Here is a 21423-nt window from a genome sequence, read left to right on the forward strand (position 1 = left end):
TTCCGTTCAGGGTTGAGCCCGGCCAGCGGCCGGGTTCCAGGATAAAAACGTCAATCAGGACAACACTTGCCCCGCCGCCACCGTCAGCCCGTCATGCCACCACGCCGCAAGACTGAAGACGTTGGGCGCCTTGAGAATCGTGAAGTGGTTGCCGGGGCCGTACCACACCGCAAGATCCCGGGCCTCGTGCTGCCAACCTTCGAGCATCGCCGCCTGTTCGCGCCGGTTGCCCGAGGCGTCCAGCATCGGGTCGTCCACCAACGCCAAACGCACCGGTCCGGTGTACGCCAGAGCCGGTCGATAGACCGTGCGCAGCGCGGTGGCGAAGGTGCGCACCGGGCCGTGCATCGCATCGGCTGATGCACGTTCGGACAGCACACCCGCGCGCACCATCCCTTCGTGCAGCAGGCGCATTTGCGTGCTGTCGTCGGCGTCGGCGAAGGCCAGCGCATCGATGCCCAGAGACTTGCCGCTGGACAGCTGCAGCGACTCGATCAGGCGTAACGACGCCGCCGTCGTGGTGTACGGCTTGCCCACCACACTGTTGCCGCCCGGTGATTCGCTGTCGATCAAGGTGAGGGACGCCACCTCGCGCCCCGCCGCCTGCAACTGCGCCGCCATGGCGTAAGCCACCCAGCCACCGAACGAATGCCCGATCAGATGCACCGCCCCCTGCGGGTACAACTGCTCCAGCGCCCGTACATAGAACGTGGCGGCGCTTTCAACACGGCTGTGCGGCACCGTCGCGCCGTCGAGGCCTCGCGGTTGCAGCCCATGAATCGGCCACTCAGGCCCCAGCGCCTCGGTCAGGTGGATGAACCCGGTGACACTGTCGCCGGCCCCCGGCACGCAGAAAATCGGTGCATGCCCGGTGTGACCGGTTTGAATGGTCAGGATCGGCTGATACGCCGTTGGCGCGGGCGCAGTTGCCGTTTCCAGCGCCTGAGTCAGGGCCTGCCCCAGCGCCTGAACGTGCGGTGCTTTCATCATGCTCTGGTGATCGCCCGGTACGTCGATGCAGTTCAGCTCCACACCTGGTAATTCTTCAGCCCAACCGCGCGTGGGGCTGAGTCGTGACATTGGCGCCGAACGCTCCGTGGCACGCAGCAGATGCAATGGCAAACCGATCGGGTTGATCCGGTAATGGGCCAACGCATGCCCGTGGGCCACTTCCCGGTCGAGGTATTGCCAGGCATCCGTTGCCGAGACAGCTGCCAGCTCGGGTCTGAGCAACTGCTGCTCGTGACAGTGGTTGAACAAATCGGCGAACGCCCACTGCTCAAGTTCGGTCTGCAACACCGCCAGACGCGCCAGTGCTTGCTGCTCCTGTGTCTCGTGCCCGGCCCAATGCGCCGTGCAATGCAAAAGCAATTGGCGCTTGTGCACATGTGCATCGTTCCACTGCGCCTTGTTCGGATCGGCCAGGCGCGGCACGTAGGTGTCGATCAGCCCGACGAACGCCACTGACTCGTCCATCCCGAGCAGTTGCGCCGCGATTTCATAAGCCAGCACGCCACCGAACGACCAGCCGGCAAGCCGATAGGGGCCGTGGGGTTGTCTGGCGCGGATCACCTCGACCAGCCGGGCCGCCAGGCACTCCATGGTGCGCAGTTGCGCCATACCGGGAGCGATACCCGGCAAGCCGTAAATCGGGAACTCGCCGCCGATATGCAGGCCCAGCGCCGGGAAATACAGATCCCGACCACTGAACTCATGCACCAGGAACAACGGCGTGCCTTGGTCACTTGCACGCACCACGACCACGCCGTCATGCAGCGGCACAGCGTCACTGCGCTGACACAGCAGCGTGGCAGTCCCTGCGACGGTCGGATGCTGGAACAGCTCGGCCAACGAAATCGGCCTGTCGGACTTTTGCAGCAGATCGACGAGCCGCACCGCCAGCAGCGAATGCCCGCCCAGTTCGAAGAAGTTGTCATGACGGCCGACCCGGCCGACTTGCAACACTTCAGTCCAGAGGCCGGCCAGTGATTCTTCAAGAGGATTGGCCGGCGCCTCATAGTCACGCATGACCAGCGCTTGGTGTGTCGGCGCCGGCAAGGCTTTGCGATCGACCTTGCCGTTGTTGTTCAGCGGCAGGCTCTCCAGCGCCACCCAGGCGGTCGGCACCATGTACTCCGGTAACCTGGCTTGCAGCAGCGCGCGAAGGGTGGCGCCCTGCAATGCGGGATCGTGCGCCGTGTAATAGGCCACCAGCCGCGTTGGCTCCTGGCCGTCGCGTCGGGCCAGGACCACCGCTTCCTTGACGCCCGGACAGCTCAACAGGCGGTTTTCGATTTCCCCGAGTTCGACGCGGAAGCCGCGAATCTTCACTTGGTCATCGTTGCGACCGATACATTCCAGCCGCCCCGGCGCCTGCCAGCGCACCAGGTCGCCCGTGCGATACATCAAGGCCTGCGGATTGTCGCTGAACGGGTCACGGAGGAATTTCTCGGCACTCAATTGAGGCCGGTTCAGATAGCCCAGCGCAACCCCCTGACCACCGATGTACAACTCGCCGGTAACGCCGAACGGCACCGGTTGTTGCCGGTTATCCAGCACATACACGCGGGTATTGCCGATGGGGCCGCCAATCGAAACGCTGTCCGCCTCCGGCGCCACCTCGCGCACTTCAAAGGTGGTGGCGTATGTCGTGGTTTCGGTCGGGCCATAACAATGCACCAGGCGCAGGTCCGGTGCTTCGGCGAGCAGCTTTCGAAACGCCGCCGGATCGCCCCGCTCCCCACCGCACAGCAGGATGCGCAGCCCTTTGAGCGCTTCGGGAATCAATTGCACGTACTGATTGAACAATGCGGTGGTGACGAAGAGGATTGTCGCCCCGCAGCGCTTCAATTCCCGACCGAATGCCTGCGGGTCGAGCAAGGTCGCATGATCGATCACGGCCACCTGGCCACCGTTGAGCAAGGCGCCCCAGATATCCATGGTGCTCGCATCGAACGCCGGGTTCGAAGCGAATGCCACCCGGTCACTCGAGTTGAAATCGGCATAGCCGCAGTCGATCACAAGGCGGGTAATGCCGCGATGCGGCACCATGACCCCCTTCGGGATGCCCGTGGAGCCCGAGGTGTACATGATGTACGCCAAGGCCTCCGAGGACTGAGGCACGTCCGGGTTGTACGAAGGACTCTCGGCAAGCGCCAGGGTATCCAGATCCATTCGCCGTACCGGGTATTCGATGGCCTGATCGCTGCCGGTCAACAGCGCGACCGCCTGACAATCCTGCACCATGAATGCCTGACGCTCGGCGGGTGCGTGGATGTCCAGTGGCACATAGGCCGCCGCACACTTGATGATCGCCAACTGCGCGACCAACAGCTCCAGCGAGCGTGGCAACAGAATCGCCACATGATCGCCGGGCCGTACACCTTGAGCGATGAGGTGATGAGCCAGGCCGTTGGCGCGGCGGTTCAATTCTGCGTAACTCAACGCCTGCGTCCCGTGCACCGCCGCGACGGCTTGCGGATGCTCGGCGGCCTGCATCTCGAATACACGGTGCACGGTCAGCACTTGCGGACTGTTCCGCGCGCTGGCGTTGAATTCGTCGAGCAACTGCGTGCGTTCCTGATCCTCGATTATCTGCGCGTGTTCCAGCACTGCCTGGTCGTTGTTGACCATGGCCTGCAACAAGCGCTGGAAGTAACCGGCATAACGCCGTGCCGTCGCCTCATCGAAGAGCGCTGTGGCGTACTCCATCCAGCCATTTATCCCGTTGGGCGATTCACCCAGGGTCAGGGTCAGGTCGAACTTGGCGAAGTGACTCGGCTCCGCCACCGCTTCCAGGGTCAGATCCCCCAGCGCCAACACCGGTCCGTCGCTGTTGCGCCAGTTGAACATGGTCTGGAACAACGGGCTGTGGGCCAGGCTGCGGGCCGGGCGGGCAATTTCGACCACTTGCTCGAAGGGCAGGTCCTGATGGTCCTGGGCCTGCAGGGTCAGCGCCTTGACCCGCGCCAGCAGCGCTTCGGTGCTCAACTCACCGGAGGTATCAATGCGTAACGCCAGGGTGTTGACGAACAACCCGATCAGTCCGTCGATTTCGGCCCGGAAACGGTTGGCCACCGGCGAGCCGACCACAATGTCCGACTGCCCGGCCAACCGGCTGAGCAGCATCGCCCACGCGCCCAGCATCGTCATGTACAGCGTCACGCCATGGCGCTGGCTCAAGGCTTTGAGCCCGGCGCTCAAACGCTCGTCCAGGCACACTTCGACGCTGCTGCCGGCGTAATCCTGTTGTGGTGGTCGCGGTCGGTCGGCAGGCAACGTCAGCAAGGCTGGCGCATCGGCCAGCGTACGTTGCCAGTATTCGCTCTGGCGCTGCAGAACCTCCCCGCTCAGCCAGCGTCGCTGCCAGACAGCATAGTCGGTGTATTGCAACGCCAGCGGCGGCAAAGGGTCCTCCAGCCCCCGACTGAAAGCCTGATACAGCGCCATCAGCTCGCGGGTCAGCACCTCCATCGACCAACCGTCGGAGATGATGTGATGCAAGGTGATCAGCAACACATGGTGATCGTCGGCCATACGCACCAGCCGTCCGCGAATCAACGGATCGTCCTGCAGGTCGAACGGGCCTGAGGCCTCTCCCTGAATCAGCGCCTGCAAGGCTTCATCGGCCTGCGGGTGCTGGCGCAGGTCCTCGACCCGCAACAGCACACCGCTGTCGGGCGGAGTAATCAACACCTGGGCTTCGCCGTTGTACGGCGTGAAACGGCTGCGCAGGCTTTCGTGCCGGGCAACTATCCTGGCCAGTGCCCGTTGCAGTGCATCGGCGTCGAGCACACCGCGCAGCCGCAGGCCGATCGGAATGTTGTAAGCCGTGTTGGCACCTTCCATCTGCGCCAAAAACCAGAAGCGCTGCTGGGAAAACGACAGCGGCAATACACCTTCCCGAGGTACCGGAAGGATCGGCGGCTGCGTCGAGCGTCCGGCCCGGGCAAGCGACTGCGCCACCGACGCCAGCTCGGCATTGGCGAACAACTCGCCGAGCGCAAGCTCCACGCCCAGCCGCTGACGCACTTGCGCGACCATGCGCATGGCCAGCAACGAATGGCCGCCCAGCTCAAAGAAATGATCCTGTCGGCCTATCCGTTCGACCTGCAGAACCTCGGCCCAGATCTGCGCCAGCGTACATTCCAGCTCGCCTTGCGGCGCCTCGTATTCGCGTATGAGCAGAGCCGTGCGCTCCGGCAACGGCAAGGCTTTGCGGTCCAGTTTGCCATTGGCGGTGAGCGGCAGGCTGTCGAGCCGGACGAAGGCGACCGGCACCATGTACTCGGGCAACTGGCCCAGCAGATGCTCGCGCAGCTGCGCCACAGCCAGTGGCTGCACCTGCGCCTGCTCGGTGAAATAGGCCACCAGCCTTGGTTGGCCGGGCTCGTCTTCACGGGCCAGCAGCACCACTTCCTGAATGCCGGGAAGCTGCTGCAGACGGCTTTCGATTTCCCCCAGTTCGATGCGCATGCCGCGGATTTTCACCTGGTCATCGTTGCGCCCCAGGTATTCAATCGTGCCATCCGGGCGCCAGCGAGCAAGGTCGCCAGTGCGATACATACGCGCATTCGGACGTTGACTGAACGGGTCCGGCAGAAAGCGTTCAGCGGTCAGTTGCGCACGGTTCAAGTAACCGCGCGCCACGCCTGCGCCACCGATATACAGCTCGCCGGATACGCCGATCGGCACCGGACGCTGTTGCTCGTCGAGCAGATACACCGAGGTATTGCTCACCGGTTTACCGATGTGCAGCGCCTCCCCCGCCTCGATCCGTCCGGACGTGGCAACGACGGTGGCTTCGGTGGGGCCATAGTTGTTGATCACATCGAAATGCTGATTGCGCGAAAACTGACGCAAGCGGTCGCCGCCGATCAGCAAGGTGCGCAATGTCGGGTGCTCGAGATGCCGGCTGAAGGCGTATTCGGCGACGGGCGTCGGCAGGAAACTCACGTCCAGCGGTTGCGCGCACCACCAGGCCAGCAGCCCGTCGACGTCTTCCCCGCCATCCTGAGCGGGCGCCAAGTGCAGGGTCGCGCCAACGGACAGCGATGGCCAGACTTCCCATGCCATCGCGTCGAAGCCGAAACCGGCCAGGCTCGACGTATGGCGGCCGGCGCACAGGTCAAAGGCGTTGCTGTGCCAGTCGACCAGATTGGCCAGTGTCTGGTGTTCGACCATCACGCCCTTGGGCAAACCGGTGGAGCCCGAGGTGTAGATCACATAAGCCAGGTTCGCCTCGGACAGATCTGGTACCACCGGGTTTGCGTCATTGCCTGAGCGCCAGGTGCGCGGGTCGAGATCGATCACCGGCAGTTCCTGCGCGGGCAGCCGTGCAAGCAGGTCACGTGAGGTCAGGATCGCCACCGGTGCGCAGTCACCCAGCAGATAATTCAAGCGTTCGGCCGGATGCGCGGGGTCGATCGGCACATACCCGGCGCCTGCCTTGAGGGCGGCGAGCAATCCGGCCAGGGTATCCAGCCCTCGCCGGGCGACGATGGCTACCCGGTCATCCGGTTGCACACCCAGATCGATCAAGCGATGCGCCAGAAGGTTGGCCTGGCGGTTCAATTCGTGGAACGTCAGTTGCTTGTCCAGGTGCACCGCCGCCAGCGCTTGCGGTCGCGCGACGACCTGCGCCTCGAAGCGTTGATGAATTGTCTGTCCGCGAACGTATTCGACATCGCTGGCGTTGAACCCCGTCAACAGCTGTTCGCGCTCCGGGGCGGGCAACACCGACAGTTGACTCAGCGGCGTATCCGCCGCGTGCTCCAATGCCCGCAACAGGTTTTCCATGGCACACAACATGTAACTGCAGATCCGCTGCGCCTCGACCTCACGGCTGGCCAGCAGCGTCAGGCTGAAGCGATCGCCAAAGTCATCGATGCTCAAGGTCAGCGGGTAATTGGTGCGTTCCTCCGCATGCAGGACGCTGATCCCCTCCCAGGCCGACAGCGCTTCGGCACTGGCATTGGCGCTCGAGGTGCTGTGCCGATAATTGAGCAGTGAACTGAACAGCGGCGATGACCCGACCACCCCACTGCAACGCTGGGCCAGCACCAGCGGGGCGTGCTCATGGCGCATCAGACGGGTCAGACGTGCATGGGTGGCCTTCACCGACTCGCTCGCTGCCAGTGCGCTGACCTCGACTCGCAGCGGCAAGGTGTTGATGAAAATGCCCAGCGCGCGGTCGGTCGACTCCGCCCCTTGCATCCGCCCCATCAGCACGGTACCGAACACAACAGCAGATTTTCCGGTGAGTGCGTTGAGGACCTGCCCCCAGCCAAGATGGAACAGACTCGCGACACTCACCCCGAGCGACCGGGCAGTGGCTCGCAGGCGCTGCCCCAGCAACGGGTCAAGTGGCACACCGCACTCTTCGATGTCGCTGCCGTCGCCATGTACGCCTTGCAGGCCAAACGGTAACGTCGGCTCGTCGATGTCACCGAGCATCTCGCGGAAAAACGCCTCGTGCTCCGACTCGCTGATGCCTAGCCGCGCCTGGGCGACATAATTGCGAAACGGTACGGGCGCTCCCAGTCTGGTGCTCTGTCCTGACAGGCATGCCTGCATTTCCTCGCTGACCACAGCGAGCGCCGAGTGGTCCATCGCCATGTGGTGAAACAGCAATATCGCGACGATACGCCCGGTCTTTGCATCCCAGGCATGGGCCAGACGCAATAGCGGCGCACGTGTCACGTCGAGACGGAAATGCCGGGCGTCGAATCGCGTATGCAACTGCTCCAGGACATCGCCTTGAGCCGCATCGAGCTGCACTTCCTCCACAGGCAACCCGACACTTCGCAGGACCACTTGCACCGGCGTGTCCAGTCCTTCCCAGACGATGGCGGTGCGCAGAATGTCGTGGCGCTCGATGACGGTCTGCAAGGCCTGGACGAATGCCTCGAACCGCTCGGGTCCGCTGAACGCGAATTTCGCCTGCATCACATACGGATCACCCTGTGCAGCGCTCGCGTGGTGGTAGAGGATGCCCTCCTGCAACGGCGTCAGCGGATAGATGTCCTGGACGTTGGCGCCGCCGCCAGGGATCTGCGCGACGATTTGATCGAGGGTGTCCTGGTTCAGGTCAACCATTGTCAGCATCGCCGGGGTGACCCGTGTTGTGCCCGGTGAAATGCCATTGACCGGCACTTCAACCTGCCCCTCCCGTGCGGCCGAGTAACCGCCCGCCTCGATCAGTTCGATCAATGCCGGTTTGTGCTCGCGCAATGCGGCCAGCAAGCCCGGTTCACTCAGGGCCTGCTTGTTGCCATTGACCCGTAATTGCCCGTCCGTGATTGCCAACTGGATGTCTTTTGTCTTCAGCGTCGCCAACAGTTCATTCAGGTTCACAGGACGATCTCCATTCTTTCCGTGATGGCTGCGTAACCAGCCAGGGTCGGTTGTTCGAACAACGTCCGGACATCGGCTTCGATACCTGCCTGTTGCAGGCGCCCGACCAGGCTGACCGCCAGCAACGAATGCCCTCCCAGCTCAAAGAAATGGTCTTGCCGCCCGACGCGCTCGACTTTGAGCAATTCGCACCACAGGCGCGAAAGGAGGATTTCCATCTCGCCGACCGGTGCTTCGTATTCGCGGTGACTGACCGCAGCCTGATCCGGTGCGGGCAATGCCTTGCGATCCACCTTGCCGTTGGGGCTCAGCGGCAGGCTGTCGAGCGCGACGAATGCCGACGGCACCATGTAGTCCGGCAAACGTGCGAGCAGGTGTTCGCGCAACACCTCGATCCCCGGTTGCCCCGCCTCGGCGCTACAGGTGAAGTACGCCACCAGACGCTCCTCACGCACCAGCACCACCGCTTCGCGCAGCGCCGGATGGCTGAGCAGTTGCGCCTCGATTTCACCCGGTTCCAGGCGCAGGCCACGCAGCTTGACCTGGAAGTCGTTGCGCCCGATGAATTCGAGCTGGCCATCGGCGCGATAGCGCACCCGGTCGCCCGTGGCGTACAACCGGTCGCCCGCCACAAACGGGCTCGGGATGAACCGTTCGGCCATCAATTGCGGCAGGCCCAGATAGCCCCGCGCAACCCCGGTACCACCAATGAACAACTGACCGATGACGCCCATCGGCACCGGCCGCTCGGCAGCATCGAGTACATACAGACGGGTGTTGTTGATCGGCCGTCCGATCGGCAACGCGCTGTCCGGTACCGCCATCGACGGTTCCAGCGTCCACACCGTGCTGTCGACCGTGGCTTCAGTCGGGCCGTAAACGTTGTGCAAACGCACCTGCGGCAAACGCTCACGTACCAGACGCGCCAGCGCCGGCGTCAGGTCGCCACCGCCACAGAACACGTCGGTAAGGCTGCTGCACTGGCTGACCTCGTTCTGTTCGAGGAACTGTTGCAACAGCACCGGCACGAACTGGATCACGCTGATCCGCTGCTCGCGAATCACCTGCGCCAGATACGCCGGCTCGCGGTGCCCGTCAGGACGCGCCAGCACCAGCCGCAAACCGGCGCTCAGCGGCCAGAACAGCTCCCAGACCGAGGCGTCGAAACTGAACGGGGTTTTCTGCAACAGGGCGCCGTCCGTCACGGCGGGACAGAGCTGCGAACTCCAGTGCAGCAGGTTGCCCACACCGCGATGCTCGACCATCACCCCTTTCGGCGCACCGGTCGAACCGGAGGTGTAGATCACGTAGGCCAGGTTCGAAGCGCTCAGGCCCGGCACTTGCGGGTTGTCATCAGGGTTGAATGTCCATTGCGCCTGATCCAGATCGATCACCCGCGCGGTGCTCTCGTCGAGCAAGGCGCGAGTCGCCCCATGCACGAGCACCGCCACCGGGGCGCTGTCCTTGAGCATGTAATCCAGACGCTCCTTCGGATACGCCGGGTCCAGCGGCACATAGGCACCGCCCGCCTTGAGAATGCCAAGCAGACCGACGATCAGTTCCACCCCGCGCTCGACACAGATTGCCACCCGCGAATCAGGCCCCACGCCCAGTTCGCGCAGGTGATACGCCAGTCGGTTGGCTTGAGCGTTGAGCTCGGCGTAGGTCAGCCGCTGTTCACCGGCCTGCAAAGCAACGGCTAGCGGCGTGCGTTGCACTTGCGCCTCGAACAGCCCGTGAACGGTTTGCTCCAGATTGTCGGCGGTGCCGGTGACGTTGAGGTCGTAAAGCACCCGCTGACGCTCTGCGCCTTCAAGGATCTGCAAGCGATTCAGCGGCTGATCCGGTGCCTGTTCCAGAGCATCCGCCAGTGTCTCCAGCGCGGTCTGCATGTAGTCGCAGATCCGCTGCGAACCGATGCTCGCCGGGGTCATGGCGGTGAGCACAAAACCGCTGCCCAGATCATCGACGCCCATGCTCAATGGATAGTTAGTGCGTTCTTCGCTGCTCAGGGTCTCGATGCCCTGCCAGGCCTGACGCACGCTTTGCTGTTGCGCCTCGTCGGCGCTGTGCCGGTAATTGAGCATCGAACTGAACAGTGGCGACGGCGCGGCCACGCCGCTGCAACGCTGGGCCAACGCCAGTGACGCGTGTTCATGGCCGAGCAATGCGCTGAGCCGCGCATGAGTCGCCCGAGCCCCTTCACGCACCGGGGTTTCACCCAGATCGACCCGCAGCGGCAAGGTGTTGATGAACATCCCCAACGCCCGGTCGGCCCCGTCGCCGCCCTGCATACGGCCCATCAGCACCGTGCCGAACACCACCCGCTCCTGTTCGGACGTCGCCGCCAGCACCTGCGCCCACGCGAGGTGGAACAGGCTGGCCACGCTGATGCCCAGTTGCCGCGCGAGACTGCGCAGACGCTGGCCGGTGGCGGCGGTCAGGGCCTGTTGCGTTTCCTCGATGTCGCGACCGTCACCTTGTACATTCTGCAAGCCGAACGGCAGGGTCGACTCGTCGATGTCGCCGAGCATGTCGCGGAAGAACGCCTCGTGCTCCTGCTCGCTGACACCCAGCCGTGCTTGCGCCACATAATTGCGGTAAGGCACGGCCGCACCCAGCGAAGCTTCATGTCCTTGCAGGCAGGCGAGCATTTCGTGCTGCACCACGTCCAGCGCGGTGTGATCGAGCACGAGATGGTGGAACAGCAACATCGCGACCACCCGACCGTGGGCTGGATCACGGGCATACACCAGACGCAGCAACGGTGCCTGGCTGATGTCGAGGCAGTAGTGCCGGGCATCGAAATGCTCGTGCAACTGCTCAAGAACGTCGCCATCCGCCGGGTCGAACAGGATCTCCTGCACCGGCAACTCGACGTGACGCCATACCACTTGCATCGGCTCGGCCAGTTTCTGCCAGATCACCGCCGTACGCAGGATGTCGTGGCGTGCAATGACCTTGCGCAGCGCCGCCGCGAAGCTGTCGAGCCGCTCGAGGCTGTCGAACGCCAGCCACGATTGCAGCAAGTACGGGTCGCCCTGCTCCGCACTCAGGTGGTGATAAAGGATGCCTTCCTGCAACGGCGCCAGCGGATAAATGTCCTGCACATTGGCGGCGCCACCCGGCACCGTGGCAACGATCCGGTCGATGCTTGGCTGATCCAGTTCGGTCAGGCTCAGCAACTCCGGAGTGATGCGAGTGCAATCGGCAGGAATGCGATTGGCCGGCACTTCGATTTCGCGACCGCTGCCCACCGCTGCCGCCAGGGCTGCCAGGGTCGGCTGGCTGAACAGCACACGCACATCGGTGTTCAGGCCGATCTGGCGCAGGCGTTCGATCAGGCTGACGGCCAGCAACGAGTGGCCGCCCAGTTCGAAGAAGTTGTCGTTACGACCGACCTTCTCCAGTTTCAACACATCGGCCCAGATCTGTGCCAGCGCAGTTTCCACCGGGCCTTGCGGGGCTTCGTATTCACGGCTGAGCCAGGCGCTCTGATCCGGTTCCGGCAAGGCCTTGCGGTCGAGTTTGCCGTTGGCAGTCAGTGGCAAGGCGTCGAGGCGCACGTAAGCCGCCGGGATCAGGGCTTGTGGCAAGCGGGTTTGCAGATGATTGCGCAGGGCTTCGATATCGGTCGGCGCTCGCTCGGTGAACCACACCAGCAACTGGCCGTCCCGCACCAGCGCTACTGCGTCCTGCACTGCCGGATGACTGGCCAGCGCTGCTTCGATTTCTCCCAGTTCAACCCGCACGCCGCGCAGTTTGACCTGATCGTCGTTGCGGCCCAGGTATTCGATGTTGCCGTCCGCCAGCCAGCGTGCGAGGTCGCCGGTGCGGTACATGCGTCCTTCGTTGAACGGATCCTTCAGGAAGCGCTCGGCGGTCAGATCGGGACGGTTCAGGTAGCCCCGCGCCACGCCCGCACCAGCGACGTACAACTCCCCCGTCACACCTACTGGCACGGGGCGTTGCTGGTCGTCGAGCAGATAGATGCGAGCGTTGGCCATCGGCCGGCCGATGTGCAGCGGCTGGCCGACTTCGACCGGGCCGGAGGTGGCAACCACCGTGGCTTCGGTCGGGCCGTAGTTGTTGATCACCGCGAAGGTCTGTTCGCGGTTGAACTGCCGCAGCTTGTCGCCGCCGATCAGCAAGGTACGCAGGGTCGGGTGTTGCAGTTCGCGGCTGAAGGCGTACTCGGCCACTGGGGTCGGCAAGAAACTCACTTGCAACGGCTGCGCCCGCCACCAGTCGAGCAGTTCGTCCAGATGCTCATTGCTCACCGATTCCGGCGGCAGGTGCAACGTCGCGCCGACGCACAACGCCGGCCAGACTTCCCAGGCCATCGCATCGAAGCCGAACCCGGCCACGCTGGCGGTGTGGCTGCCGGCGTGCAGGTCGAAGGCTTCGGCGTGCCAGTGGACAAGGTTTTCCAGGGTCGCGTGCTCGACCATCACGCCTTTCGGCTGACCGGTGGAGCCCGAGGTGTAGATCACGTAGGCCAGGTTGTCCGGCGTAAAATCGGCGACCTGCGGGTCAGCATCCGACAGGCCTTGCCAGGTCTCATGATCGAGATCAATCACCGGCACACCTGTCTGATTCGGCAAATCCACGTCGCGAACCAGTACCACTGCCGGCGCACTGTCGGCCAGCATATAAGCGATGCGCTCGGACGGATAAGCCGGGTCGACCGGTACATAAGCGGCGCCGGCCTTGAGGATCGCCAGCAACCCGACCAGCATGTCCGGGCTGCGTTTGAGACAGATCGCCACTCGCGCATCCGCAGTGACACCCATCCCTCGCAGATGGTGTGCCAGGCGGTTGGCACGCCGATTCAACTGCATGAAAGTCAGGCGCTGCGTGCCCGCCTGAACCGCCACGGCGTCCGGCGTGCGCGCAACCTGTGCTTCGAACAGACGATGAACACCTTGCGCTGACGGGTAAACCGCCGTGCTCGCGTTGAATTCGCCAAGCAGCTGCTCGCGCGCCGCCGGCGACAGGACGCTGAGACGTTCAAAGGCCTGTCCGGGGTTGTCAGCCAACGCTGCCGCCAGTTCCGTCAGAGCGCTGTGCATCAGCTCGCAGACCCGCTGCGCCCCCACATGATCCGGGGTCAGCACCGACAGATTGAAGCCATCGCCCCGGTCGTTGATGCTCAAGGTCAGCGGATAATTCGTGCGCCCGTCCTGGGCCAGGAATTCGATGCCTTGCCAGACCGGATCAACAGGCTCTCGCGCAGCGTCGTGGCCGCTGTGTCGATAGTTGAGTACCGCGCTGAACAGCGGCAAAGGGGCGGCCACGGCGCTGCAACGCTGAGCCAGTGCCAGCGACGCATGTTCGTGTCCCAGTAAAGCCGCCAGCCGCTCATGAACCGTGCGAACCGCTTCACTCACACTCTGCCCGTCAACCTCCACGCGCAGCGGCAAGGTGTTGATGAACATCCCCAATGCCTGATCCGCGCCCGCGCCGCCTTGCATGCGCCCCAGCAGCACGGTGCCGAACACCACGTCCCGGCGTCCGGAAGTCGCCGCCAGCACCCGTGCCCAGGCAAGATGAAACAGGCTCGCGACGCTGACCCCGTATTGCCGCGCCTGACGGCGCAAGTGCCGATTCAATTCCACCGGCAGCGTCAGCGAGTGCTCCTCGATATTGCGGCCATCGCCCTGGACGTCCTGCAAGCCGAACGGCAGGGTCGGCTCGTCAATATCTCCGAGCATTTCCCGGAAGAAGGTTTCGTGTTCTTCCTCGCTGATGCCCTGGCGGGCCTGATGGACGTAGTTACGGTACGGCGCGGCGGGCGGCAAAGACTCAAGCTGCCCCGGCAGATACACCTGCATGTCGCGGCGAACCACCTCCAGCGCCGTGTGATCCAGCACAACGTGATGGAACAACAGCACGCCTGCCACCCGGTCATGCAGCGGATCTTCGGCGTACATCAGACGGATCAGCGGTGCCTGACCGAGGTCGAGGCGAAAATCCCGGGCATCGAAGCGTGCGCGCAACTGATGGAGGATATCGCCATCCAGCGGATTCAGAGCGACCGGTTGCACCGCCAGCGCAGCCTCTCGCCACACCACTTGCTGCGGGCTCGGCAATCCTTCCCACACCAGACTGGTGCGCAGGATGTCGTGGCGCGCGATCACCTGTTGCAAGGCGTTGGCAAAAGCGTGCAAGCGCTCGACGCTGGCAAAGGCGAGGCATGATTGCAGCAGGTACGGATCGCCCTGCTCCGCGCTCAAGTGGTGATAGAGGATGCCTTCCTGCAACGGCGCCAGCGGGTAAATGTCCTGCACGTTCGCCGCACCACCCGTCACGCTGGCGACGATCCGGTCGATGCTTGGCTGATCCAGTTGGGTCAGGCTCAGCAACTCCGGAGTGATGCGGGTGCAGTCGGCAGGAATGCGGTTGGCCGGCACTTCGATTTCGCGACCGCTGCCCACCGCTGCCGCCAGGGCTGCCAGGGTCGGCTGGCTGAACAGCACGCGCACGTCGGTGTTGAGACCGATCTGGCGCAGGCGTTCGATCAGGCTCACGGCCAGCAACGAGTGGCCGCCCAGTTCGAAGAAGTTGTCGTGGCGTCCGACTTGCTCCAGCTTCAAGACGTCGGCCCAGATCTGCGCCAGCGCGGCTTCCACCGGGCCTTGCGGGGCTTCGTATTCACGGCTGAGCCAGGCGCTTTGATCCGGTTCCGGCAAGGCCTTGCGGTCGAGTTTGCCGTTGGCGGTCAGTGGCAAGGCGTCGAGGCGCACGTAAGCGGCCGGGATCAGGGCTTGTGGCAAGCGGGTTTGCAGATGATTGCGCAGGGCTTCGATATCGGTCGGCGCTCGCTCGGTGAACCACACCAGCAACTGACCGTCGCGCACCAGCGCCACTGCGTCCTGAACTGCTGGATGGCTGGCCAGCGCCGCTTCGATTTCCCCCAGTTCGACCCGTACGCCGCGCAGTTTTACCTGATCGTCGTTGCGACCCAGGTACTCGATATTGCCGTCCGCCAGCCAGCGTGCGAGGTCGCCGGTGCGGTACATGCGTCCTTCGTTGAACGGGTCCTTCAAGAAGCGCTCGGCGGTCAGATCGGGACGGTTCAGGTAGCCCCGCGCCACGCCGGCGCCGGCGACGTACAACTCCCCCGTCACACCCACCGGCACGGGTCGTTGCTGGTCATCCAGAATGTAAACTCTGGCGTTGGCCATCGGCCGGCCGATGTGCAGCGGCTGGCCGACTTCGACCGGCCCCGACGTTGCGACCACCGTGGCTTCGGTCGGGCCATAGTTGTTGATCACCGCAAAGCTCTGTTCGCGGTTGAACTGCCGCAGCTTGTCGCCGCCGATCAGCAAGGTACGCAGGGTCGGGTGTTGCAGCTCGCGGCTAAAGGCGTATTCGGCCACCGGAGTCGGCAGGAAACTCACCTGCAAAGGCTGCGCCCGCCACCAGTCGAGCAACTCGTCCAGGTGCTCGTTGCTCACCGATTCCGGCGGCAGGTGCAACGTCGCGCCGACGCACAGCGCCGGCCAGACTTCCCAGGCCATCGCATCGAAGCCGAACCCGGCCACGCTGGCGGTGTGGCTGCCGGCGCGCAAATCAAAGGCTTCGGCGTGCCAGTGCACAAGATTTTCCAGGGTCGCGTGTTCGACCATCACGCCTTTCGGCTGGCCGGTGGAGCCTGAGGTGTAGATCACGTAGGCCAGATGCTCGGAGGTCAGGTCCGGCAACTGTGGGTTGCTGTCCGGCAGATGCTGCCAGGCGTCGCTGTCAAGATTGATCACCGGCACGGCGCCCAGCAGGTCACGAGTGACTGTCTGTGCCAGTACCGCCACCGGGTCGCTGTCCTGCAACAGGTAAGCGATCCGTTCTGCCGGATGCGCCGGATCGACCGGGACATAACCGGCCCCAGCCTTGAGGATCGCCAGCAGCCCGACCAGCATCTGCGGACCACGTTGCACGCAGAGCGCGACGCGATCATCAGGTTGCACCCCGAGACCGATCAGATGATGGGCCAGACGATTGGCGCGGCGGTTCAAGCCGTCGTAGCTCAGACTTTGCCCGCCCTGCACCACTGCCACAGCGTCAGGTTGGCTCGCCGCTCGCGTTTCAAACAATTGGTGCACCACATGGCCGTGGGCAAAGTCGCGACCGGTGACATTGAAACCGACCAGCACGCGCTGGCGTTCGGCCGCCGACAGGATCGACACCTGATTCATTGGCGCATGGCGATCCTGCTCCAGCGCGCTCAGCAAATTGTCCAACGCCGTTTGCAGGTAATCGCAGACCCGCGCGCCATCCACGTCGGGCACTGCCTGTACAGACAGCCGGAAGCCCTGTCCAAGGTCGTCGACGCTGACCACCAGCGGATAGTTGCTGCGCTCACGAGAATCAAGAATCCGGATGCCTTCCCATCCCGGCGTCGCCGTCTGTTGCGCACTGTGGCGATAGTTGAGCAAGGTATTGAACAGCGGTTGCGAAGCCGTCACGCCACTGCAACGTTGAGCAAGCATCAGCGGCGCTTGCTCATGCACCAGCAGTTGCGCCAGACGCTCGTGGGTCGCCCTGACACCCGCCTCCACCGTCGTCGCCCCGACATTGACCCGCAGCGGCAGGGTGTTGATGAACATACCCAACGAACGGTCGGCGCCCTCGCCACCCTGCATGCGCCCCAGCAGCACCGTGCCGAATACCACGTCCTCGCGCCCGCAGACCTGGGCAAGTACCTGGCCCCAGGCCTGATGCACCAGGCTCGCAACGCTGATGCCCAGCGTGCGGGCCTGATTGCGCAGGCGCCCGGCAAGACGCTCATACAGTGCCCGTTCGCTGTCCACGATGCCAGTGCCATCGCCGAGTACGTCCCGCAGGCCGAACGCCAGGGTCGGTTCAACGATGTCGCCGAGCATCTCGCGAAAGAACGCTTCATGGGCCTCGGCATTCGAGCCGAGACGGGCCTGAGCGACATAGTTGCGGTATTGCACGGGCGGCGGCAGCACGCCGACTTGCCCGTGAAATGCATCACTCATCTCAGCCACCAACACCTCAAGCGCGGTGTGGTCGAGGACGATGTGGTGCAACAGCAGGATCCCGACCCAGCGGTTTTGCAACGGGTCCTCGGTGTAGGCAAAGCGCATCAACGGCGCACGCTGCAAGTCCAGGCGATAGTGTCGCGGATCGAAACGCGCCTGCATTTGCTGCAACACATCACCGTCCTGCGGATCGGCATCCACCCGCTCCAGTGCCAGCGGCGCCGCACGCCACACCACTTGCACCGGCTCCTCGAGGTTTTCCCTGACCACGCTGGTACGCAGGATGTCGTGCCGGGCGATGACACTGTTCAACGCGCGGACGAACGCCTTGATCTGCGCCAGTCCGTCGAAGGCGAACTGCGCTTGCAGCACGTACGGGTCACCGTCGGCATTGGCCAGATGGTGGTAGAGGATCCCCGCCTGCAACGGTGCCAGGGCGTAAATGTCCTGCACGTTGTCGATACCGCCCTCGACGGTCTCAACGATACGGTCAATGGCCGCTTGATCCAGCGTGGCCAGGGGCAGCATGTCCGGGGTGATGCGGGTACAACCGGGTTCGATACGATTGGCCGGCACGTAGACCCTGGCTTCCCCTCCCAGAGTCGCCGCGAGTGCCGCCACGCTCGGCTGGCCGAACAGCACGCGGACGTCGCACTGCATGTCCTGCTGACGCATGCGCTCGATCAGCTTCACCGCCAGCAGCGAATGCCCGCCCAGCTCGAAGAAATTGTCATGCCTGCCCACCCGCTCCAGCCCGAGCAAGGTTTGCCAGATCACAGCGATGCGGGTTTCGATTTCCCCAAGCGGTGCTTCAAACGCCCGCCGGGCGAAGGCTTCGTTGTCCGGCTGCGGCAACGCCCGGCGATCGAGTTTGCCGTTGGCCGTCAGCGGGAAGGCATCGAGGCGCACGAACGCGCCCGGCACCATATGCTCGGCCAGCGATGCCAGCAGGTGATCGCGCAATTGCGCAACGCTCGGTTCGACACCTTCGGCGGCCAGCCAGTAGGCCACCAGACGCGTGTCGCCAGGGCTGTCCTCGCGGGCGATCACCAGCGCATCGCGCACGCCGTCGCAGGCGGCAAGACGTGCCTGGATCTCGCCAAGCTCGATACGGAAACCACGGATTTTCACCTGATCGTCGTTGCGTCCCAGGTATTCGAGTTCGCCCTCCACCGTCCAGCGTGCCAGATCGCCGGTCTTGTACAGCCGCGCTTCGCCATGAACGCCGAACGGATCGGCGATGAAGCGCTCGGCGGTCAACGCCTCACGATTCAGATAACCACGGGCAACCCCGGCGCCGCCGACGTACAACTCACCGGTCACTCCGGCCGGGACTGGCTCCCGCCGGGCATCAAGGACGTACAGCTGCAGGTCGGGAATGCGCACGCCGATCGGGCTGCTGGCGGTCAATTGCGCGTCTGCCGCCACCAACGGTCGATAGGTCACATGCACGGTGGTTTCGGTGATGCCGTACATGTTCACCAGCCGGGTGCCGGCGTTGCCGACCCGCGCATACCAGGGTTTGAGCGATCCTGGCTCCAGCGCTTCACCGCCAAAAATCACCTCGCGCAGCGAATGCTGCAACGGGCTGCGGCCCTGGGCGGCGATCAACTGGCGGAACGCACTCGGCGTCTGGTTGAGTACGGTGACACCCGTGCGGCAGAGCAACGCATAGCACTCGTCGGGTGAGCGACTGATGTGTTGCGGCACCACCAGCAACTGTCCGCCGTACGCCAGCGCGCCCCAGATTTCCCAGACCGAGAAATCAAAGGCAAACGAATGGAACAACGCCCAGACGTCTTGCGCATTGAACCGGAACCAATCGTGGGTCGCGCCAAACAGGCGGGCCACGTTGCGGTGCTCGACCATCACCCCTTTGGGCAGCCCGGTGGAGCCCGAGGTGTAGATCACGTAGGCCAGATGCGCCGGATTCAAGTCCGGGATCTGCGGGTTGAATTCAGGTTCGGTCTGCAAATCGTCGTTATCGAGGTCGATCTGCGGCACGGATAGCCCGGCAATCCGATCCAGAGTCGCGGTCTGCATCAGCACCGCCACCGGCGCACTGTCTTGCAGGGTGAAGGTGATGCGCTCCAGCGGATAAGCCGGATCGATCGGCACATATCCGGCACCCGCCTTGAGCACGCCGAGCAGGCCGACGATCATTTGCGGGCCGCGTTCGACGCAGATCGCTACCCGGTCATCCGGGCGAATACCGAGGGCGATCAAACGATTCCCCACTTGGTTGGCCTGGCGGTTGAGGGCTTCATAAGTGTACGTACGGCCCTCGAACAGCAAGGCGACCGCCTCGGGTCGGGTGTGCGCATGGGCTTCGAATTGCTGATGGATCAAAGGCGTGTCGGCAAACTTCGCCTTTGGTGTATTGACGCCATGCAGCCAGTGTTCGCGCTCGGCGGGCGGCAGTATGTTCAGGCTGTGCAATGCGGCTTGCGGATTGTTCTGCAACGCATCGACGAGACTTTCCAGTGCCGTGCGCAGGTAATCGGCGATGCGTGAGGCGCCAAGCGTCACGTCGGCCAGCACCGTGATGCGCAAGTCCTGACCGAGGTCATCGATGTTGACGGTCAGCGGGTAATTGGTGCGCTCGCGGGCACCCAACACGTGCACCCCCGGTGACAGCTCGATCACCTCGGCGACTTCATCCACGCTGCTGTGGCGGTAGTTGAGCATGGCGCTGAACAGCGGCGTCGGTACCGCCACGGCACTGCAACGCTGGGCCAGTGCCAGGGACGCCTGCTCATGGGCGAGCAGCGCGGTCAGGCGCCGGTGCGTCGCCAGCACGCCGTCATGAACGCTCGACGCGCCGACATCCACCCGCAAAGGCAGCGTATTGATGAACATCCCCAAGGCTTGTTCGACGCCGTCAGCCGCGTTCATCCGTCCCAACAGAACGGTGCCGAACACCACCGCCGAGCGCCCGCACAATTGCCCAAGCACGCGTGCCATGGCCAGGTGCATCAGGCTCGCCACGCTCACCCCCGATTGTCGCGCGTGGCTCCGCAGGCGCTGGCTCAGATCGCTGTCGAGCATGCACGAGACTTCCTCGATGCCCTGCCCGTCACCTTGTACATCGTGCAAGCCACCGGGCAGTGTCGGCTCGTCGATGTCGCCGAGCATCTCGCGGAAAAAGGCTTGATGCGCTTGCTCATCCGACCCCAGGCGTGCCCTCGCCAGATGGTCGCGATAGGGCACCGCCCTTGCGACTTCAGCGCCGCGGCCGGACAGATAAGCCTGAATTTCCCGGCGCACCACATCGAGCGCGAGGTGATCCATGATGATGTGATGGAACAGCAACAAGGCAGCCACCCGGTCGTTGGCCGGATCCTCGGCGAACACCAGCCGCAACAACGGGGCCTGTTGCAGGCCGAGGCGAAAGTACTGCGGGTCGTGACGTGCCAGCAATTGCGCGAGTACGTCCTCGCGGTCATTCAGATCGACTTCCTCACAGACCAGCGGGGCTTCACGCCAGACCACCTGCACAGGTTCGTCCAGATGCTCCCAGAGGATGGCGGTACGCAAAATGTCATGGCGCTCGATTACCCGACGCAACGCTTCGGTGAATGCCTCCAGCCGTTCGCGACTGTCGAACGTGAACCGCGCCTGCGATACATAGGGATCACCCTCGGGGGCGGAGAGGTAGTGATAAAGCAGCCCCTCCTGCAGCGGCGCCAGCGGATAGATGTCCTGCACATTCGCTACGCCGCCCGGCACGGTGGCGACGATGCGGTCGATGGCCGGCTGATCCAGCTCCACCAGCGGCAGCATGTCCGGGGTGATGCGCAGCGCCGGGCTCGACCAGTCGCCGCCGTGGCTCGCCACCAGTTCCAGCAACTGCGCCTTGTGTTTGGCGAGGCTGACCCACAACGCATCGTCCAGTGCGTCGTCATCGCCCAGAATGACCAGGTCTTCATCGTCCTGTTGAAGGCGGATCGCATGGGTGGAAATAACAGCCATCAGCTCGCGAAATTGCATGGGGGTAACCTGCTGTAAATTCGGAAAAAAGGAGCGCGCAGCGGCGAGTCCGTACGGCGGCGCGCAGCCTGGA

Annotated in this window: 2 protein-coding genes; both read right to left on the reverse strand. The window is 63.9% G+C overall.

All coding sequences use genetic code 11. The features are described 5' to 3' along the window. Nucleotides 1–54: 54 nt before the first annotated feature. The gene (locus QLG12_RS13535) at nt 55–8355 is read right to left on the reverse strand and encodes a non-ribosomal peptide synthetase (protein ID WP_282474691.1); all 8301 of its coding nucleotides are present in this window, start codon (nt 8353–8355) and stop codon (nt 55–57) included. Continuing rightward, on the reverse strand, nt 8352–21350 hold the full coding sequence (locus tag QLG12_RS13540) for a non-ribosomal peptide synthetase (protein WP_282474692.1): 12999 nt from the start codon (nt 21348–21350) through the stop codon (nt 8352–8354). The genes QLG12_RS13535 and QLG12_RS13540 overlap by 4 nt, the downstream gene beginning before the upstream one ends. Nucleotides 21351–21423 lie beyond the last annotated feature (73 nt).

This window comes from Pseudomonas sp. V88_4 (assembly GCF_029967985.1).
GTDB lineage: Bacteria > Pseudomonadota > Gammaproteobacteria > Pseudomonadales > Pseudomonadaceae > Aquipseudomonas > Aquipseudomonas glycinae.